The sequence below is a fragment of the Lysinibacillus sp. CNPSo 3705 genome (genome assembly GCF_028674935.1).
Lineage (GTDB): Bacteria > Bacillota > Bacilli > Bacillales_A > Planococcaceae > Lysinibacillus.
Window position 1 is genome coordinate 23,617 of sequence record NZ_JAQZSD010000056.1, and the last position, 6,000, is coordinate 29,616.

4 protein-coding genes are annotated in these 6,000 nt (G+C 31.3%); 3 read left to right on the forward strand and 1 reads right to left on the reverse strand.

Annotation, left to right across the window (positions count from 1 at the left end; translation table 11 throughout):
* Positions 1–77 precede the first annotated feature (77 nt).
* Positions 78–713 carry a hypothetical protein gene (locus PVA17_RS19250; protein WP_483308038.1) on the reverse strand — a complete coding sequence of 212 codons (636 nt, stop codon included), beginning with the start codon at positions 711–713 and terminating at the stop codon, positions 78–80.
* 944 nt (positions 714–1,657) lie between these two features.
* Here PVA17_RS19250 and PVA17_RS19255 point away from each other — a divergent pair.
* The 3 genes from PVA17_RS19255 to PVA17_RS19265 all read left to right on the forward strand — a co-directional run bounded on the left by PVA17_RS19255 (position 1,658) and on the right by PVA17_RS19265 (position 5,917).
* The gene (locus PVA17_RS19255; RefSeq protein ID WP_274068621.1) at positions 1,658–2,164 is read left to right on the forward strand and encodes a hypothetical protein; all 507 of its coding nucleotides are present in this window, start codon (positions 1,658–1,660) and stop codon (positions 2,162–2,164) included.
* Between the two features lie 1,060 nt (positions 2,165–3,224).
* A complete protein-coding gene (locus tag PVA17_RS19260; protein WP_274068622.1) occupies positions 3,225–4,676 on the forward strand; it encodes an S-layer homology domain-containing protein in 1,452 nt (483 codons plus the stop codon).
* Positions 4,677–5,611: 935 nt separating this feature from the next.
* A complete protein-coding gene (locus PVA17_RS19265) occupies positions 5,612–5,917 on the forward strand; it encodes a hypothetical protein (RefSeq protein ID WP_274068623.1) in 306 nt (101 codons plus the stop codon).
* Positions 5,918–6,000 lie beyond the last annotated feature (83 nt).

A 6,000-nucleotide genomic window follows, 5' to 3' on the forward strand; every position in this document is an offset into this window, starting at 1 on the left:
TTTATGATAGTTAGACCTTAACTTTATTAACCAGAAAATACTTACCCAAAATTATAATCGGGTAGGTATTTTTTATTTTAGGAGTTATCACGCCAGTTATTAATAACAAGAAATTCCTCGACCATCTCATTCGGAGAAGTGATAGGAGCGTTCACCTCTCGAACAATCAATGATAGTAAATCAGCCCATGAATATTCATCCGAATCAGTCATGCTGTTTATATAATTTAAAACCTTTTGGAGTTCATTCAATCTGTCTTTATCTAGTCCGTTTATTAAGTATTCCCTTATAAAATTGTTAACGATATCATAGTTCAGTATTGCTTGTTCTAGTAAGACTGCACAAGCCCTATGTGGAGTACATCTCATTGCGTATGCCAGCGCATCTATTAATTGATCCGTTTTTTGAGACACTCTAGTTGATATTCGATCACAGGTACCTGGGGGATTTTTCTTTTTAACACTAGGATTAGTTGGGTCACCAAAATACAAGGTATTATTGAAACGTATATCACGTTTAAAGAATTTAGATATAGAACTAATAATGTCAGCATTATTAATCGCGGTTACAACTAAATGATTCGTTACATCTTTAATAGGGATATTTGTTATATCAGAAAGCCTCTCAATACTGTCCTTTAGCGGTAGGGGGATAGTTGGTTTAAAATCCACTTTGGCATCCGATCGCCTTTTCCTTTGCCCTATCATCTCCACTTGATACCTCCATTCTGCAAAATAAAGCTAGTACACTGTCGTACTGTTCCTGGGATACTACATGTTATGGGGGAGAGATTATTTATATGTGTTTAAAATTAATTTTGTTTGGACACAATTATAAAAATGAAAGGGGGAAAATATAATGGCTAATGACAATAAAAAATTACTATTGGAAAAAATTAAGAAGGAAAACGAAAGGTATAATTTTCCGAAGAAGAAAAAAGGGAAAACAATGAAAAAGTAGATTTATAAAAATAGAAAACAAAAGATAAAATTCTATTTCTTATAGGGAAATCTAAAAGTCTTATCAAGCAGTAATCTATTGACTTTTATAGTTTTTCCAAAAGATCGGTATTGTAATCATACCTTTTGTATTTAGTATGTTACTAAGAAGGTATAGCTGCAGTTAAAATTTTTCTATTTTCTATTTAAGAACAAAAAAGGAAATAGTACTTTCGCATAAATCAAAGAAGAATAGTTGATAGAAATACAAAAGGATATAAACCATTTTTCGGTAGACCGTAATTATCTCTGAATCTTAAAAAGTATGGTAGATCCTTTTTCGTTATATTAGAAAAAAATAGATGTTGTAAATTTGAATATATGTTATACTTTATACATACTACTTTTTTTATTTTTTTTGAGTTTAACTCGAGCAACTAACACTTTACAGCCTTTGAGGTTGAATCATATACAGGATAGCTCTGTCTATTTTTGTATATATTACGATTCTATCCCTCAAAGGCTTTTTTGTTTTTAAAAGTAGTATAAATGCATAGAAGAATGGAGGGATTAGTGTGTTTAAAAATTTTAGAATGTATGTCTGTAGCACGGGTGGAAGAATGAAGTTAGCAAACATTCTTTAACGGAGGATTCAAAAATGGAAAATTAAAAAGAAAAAGAGGGGAATTTATATAATAGTTTTAGATTTAATTTCATCTGTGAAAGAATCATTAATTGCACTTGTATTTTTCGTTTTAATAGGTGCAGGTGAGGGGATTTTAGAGGAATATCTAAAATTCATGGATGAAAAAAACAATGAGGCAGAGGCTGATAATAATCAAACAACAAATCAACAACCAAGAAAATTTTGGACGAAAAAAAGGTTAATCAGATTTATGTATAAATGCGGGCGTTTGCTGGCAATTATAATAATTTTGTTTATTTCTTTTTGGTCCGGTTTAAAAATAACTATGAATATACTCAATGGTGAGCTAGGTAATATCGATTGGAGATTTGTTCTTCTAATGCCTTCATATAAAATTTATAAGGCATTTACGAAAGTAATGAAAGATGTTATGAACAACACTGATGAAGCGGCAAATGATGCTTCTAAAGTGTATTCAGGTTACAATACGGTATTTGAGGTTTTGAAGTCACTTCATTCATCTACTTCAGAGAAAGAAATAAAAAAACCGACCAATAATGAGAACGATAAAAATCAGTAACAAATACTGAGATATCCCCTTAATTGGTCGCAACAATTAATTTCATTTTAGTCATTCACAAAAGAAATGTCAATAATAATCATTGCTTTTGCTGGATGACTAAATGAAATAAGAAATACGCTCAAAATATGCAAATTAACTGCAAAATAGTTTTGATTAGGAGGAGACAAAGTGAACATGAACGTCAATGTTGATGAATTACGCAGTTTAGTAAAAAATACAAGAAATCGAAACATATTTATTCGATTTTTAGTTTTTTGTACGGTTATTAAATCTATTGCACCTATATTTTTAAGATACCCAAAAGACACTGTGAGGTTGTATATAAAGCATCTTGCTTCGGATAAAATGAGTTGAAAAACAAATGTACATACGAATTAATTAAGAGGTAAAAACGATCTATATTGCCAAATCTCAATTGGTTAATACAGGTCGTTTTTTTTTTGAAAACAAAGAGGAATTATATGATACACACACTAAGAACACCAGAAATTATTACAACAATTAATAATACAAATAAGCCCGAAAGTTAGGAAATGATAAATTGTAGAAAACGCTTTTGATATGCCTCAGCCTCTTCAATATTATTTTTATTAAATGCTAACATATATTACAAATATAATGTTCTACGATTTCGAATACATACTTTGATTCTTTATCCCATTGAAATTTCTCCTAAAAACTATCTGTAATATAAATTTATCCAGCAATCCCTTTTAATAATGGACTTTTATGATGAAATCAATTAGAAAAGATTATAGTGTAAATATAGATGAATTCAAATCATATTTATATGCTTACGAATCAGTGTGCATAGTGTTAATGGCTTTAATAAATACCTTTCATTAATAAAATAAATATGTTAAGCTAGAACTGTAACTTTTTTATTTTATTTCTATGACTACCATTTTGGTATGACGGCTTAACTACTACCGCACAGCCTTTGAGGTTGAATCTTTAGGACTTATTATGTCCTTTTTAACAAGATTCCCCTCGAAGGCTTTTTTTGTGCGCTAAGCAAGAAGTAAAAAGTTAAATACTTTGAGGACAGGTGATATTTATGCAAACAGTAAAAAAAGAGGTAAAAACAATCGTTGAGGCTGTCTGTATTCCTAATTTAAAATCGGAAGACAAACATATCGGATTACCAGAAGAAACAGCTGATGAAAAGAGATGGAGAGAATGTGGTCTTGTTAAAACTGAGACTAGTAACTTCCGTAGTTATTGGAGACAAAAAAAACATAATCTCTTTTGTCTTGATAAAGTTAAAAACAAGCTTTTAAAGGGAGTAGTTCCACAAAATAAGTTTCTTTTAGGTGCAATGGCAATGGGAGTTGCGACAGCAAGCGTTGTGGTACCAGTTATAACAGAAACAGCACACGCTGATTATAAAACACCGTTTAAAGATATCCCAAAAACACATGTGTATTATGACATTTTGCATCAAATGCGAGACCAAGGGATTATCACAGGGTATGGCGATGGTACATTTAAACCAGATGTGAAAATTAGTAGGCAACATGCTGCTGTATTAATCGAAAGAGCTACAAGCTTAACGTCTAAAGTACCTTTCGAACAATACAATGATATTCCAAAAACTCATCCTTATTTTGATGCTATCCAACGATTACAACAGACTGGCGTTATTAAGTCTAACGCTAAAGGAAATTTCAATCCAACAAAGAATTTAACTCGAGGCGAAATGGCATTAATTTTAGCAAATGCCTTTAAGCTAGAAGCAAAAGGAAAACACCCATTTAAGGACGTTTCTCAAACGACTGAGGAAGGAAAAGCTATCGCGGCGCTTTATGAAGCGGAAATTACAACGGGTTATGATGCAACTACTTTTAAGCCAAATGTACCTCTATCAAGGGCGCATTATGCAGTATTCCTATATCGTGCACTAAACTATGAAAAGACTGCTGGAAAACCTATTGAAAAAGATATTCCAAAATTGAATATGGATATGAGTTTAGATGACTTTCAAAAGGTAGTTATTAACGATAAATCATTATACAATGTAGCTCCTGATGAGAAAGTAACTGAATTTGCCTTTAATGATCCTCGATTTAAAAAGCTATTAATCGAAGGACAACGATATGTGAAGCAAACAAACTTTAAGTATAAAGAAGCTGGAGCTTTTATACATTTGCAGGAACCAAATTGGATAAATACGTTACCACCAGGATATTTGTCAACTCAAATTGGAATCCTACTCAATAGTAAAACTAAAGATATAAAGTTTAGCTTTGATTATACGAGCGAAAATACAGTTAATTTAACCCTTCAATTATTCAATCTTGCTTATCCAGAGCTTTCATCATTAGAAAGTAAAATTAAAGAATCAGCAAAAGAAGCACGTGAAGCATATGCAAAAGAAAAAGACATTCCGGCAGGTGAGCGTGATTTCCAAGGTAATATAACTATCGAATATATCGGAGATTTCAAGGTTAGATTTGGCACAAATTATCGACTAGAATATTTCTGGATAGAAGTACAAAAAAATAAATAAAAGAGATTGATATTCCTTAGAAGAAAAGAAGGCAAATACTACTCGAGCAATATTGAGTTATGCGCTAAGGTAAAGCGATTACCTAGTATCTGGTTTCGAGGGACATTTCTTATTCAAAGCAAGAGAAATAAACAAAAATACATGCAGTAGTCAGTCATTTTATTCAAGTGACTATACCATATCTTAGAAAACAAATACTCGCCTTTACGTATGTATAAGGTGAGTATTTTTTATTAATCTTCCATTTCTGGATAGTTTTTTTAATTAATATCTGGTATAATATACTTATACACTTTTTCTTTTTATTATTTTTGTAGCCAATAGACTATGAGCTACGTGAAATTACTTATTTGCAGCCTATGTGGTTGAATCGAGAACGGGATAATTGTGTCCTTTTCTAAGACGATTCTTCCATATGGGCTTTTTTGTTGTTTTCAGACAAATAAGTGGAAGAGAGGTAAAAAAAAATATAGTCTACAAACTTAAGACAGAAGGAAGAAAAAAAGAAGTGGAGTATTTATCTAATTACTTCAAGAGGGTGTAATGAACACAACAATAAATCCTAGATATTTTAAGGCGTTGTTAGAAATGGAGGCTATTTCACAGTTTTAGAAATATAGCTTTAATTCATAATCAAATGCTCATACTTTAAACAAAGATTTAGAGGAACAGTCACAACACCGTACCTAAATTATATAGGTGTTTAGTGGGTGTTTTTTGTTTTTTAGAAGGAACAACAATGAGGCTCTAGATTAGGAAATGGTATTAGAAAAAAACAAAAATAAGCGTACGTATGATGTGGTTAGCAAACCTTTTATGACAACCATCAGAGGATTCTACACTCCAAGTTATTAAAGCGGCAATTGATATGGGTGTTTAAATAAAGGTTGATAAGGGATAGTAACCACCAAAAAAACAGAAGGAGGAAGGAAGCTATGTCATTATTTTTTACAATATTTGTTGTTGTTATGTCTAGTTTATATTTAGGAGCTAAAAGAAAAATAAGAATCTTAAAGAAAAAAACAGAAGAATTATCGAACGTCGTACATCTTGAAACATGGGGTGTTCCTTCTAATCTTTATTCGGATATTTATAAAACTGAGAACATTTCTTCAGTAGTACCGGTTGATAATTCAAATTCAGAGGTTGAGGAAGAGAAACCAGTATATGTTGAGGACTGTATGGACGATGCAACACTAGAATTTTTAAATTCTTTAACAGTAACTACATCGAATCCATGAAGGTTTAATTATTTAAGTTCCCTGACATTTTATGTGTTAGGGGGCTTTCCTCAAAATTCAAAACTTATTATTAAATATAAAAT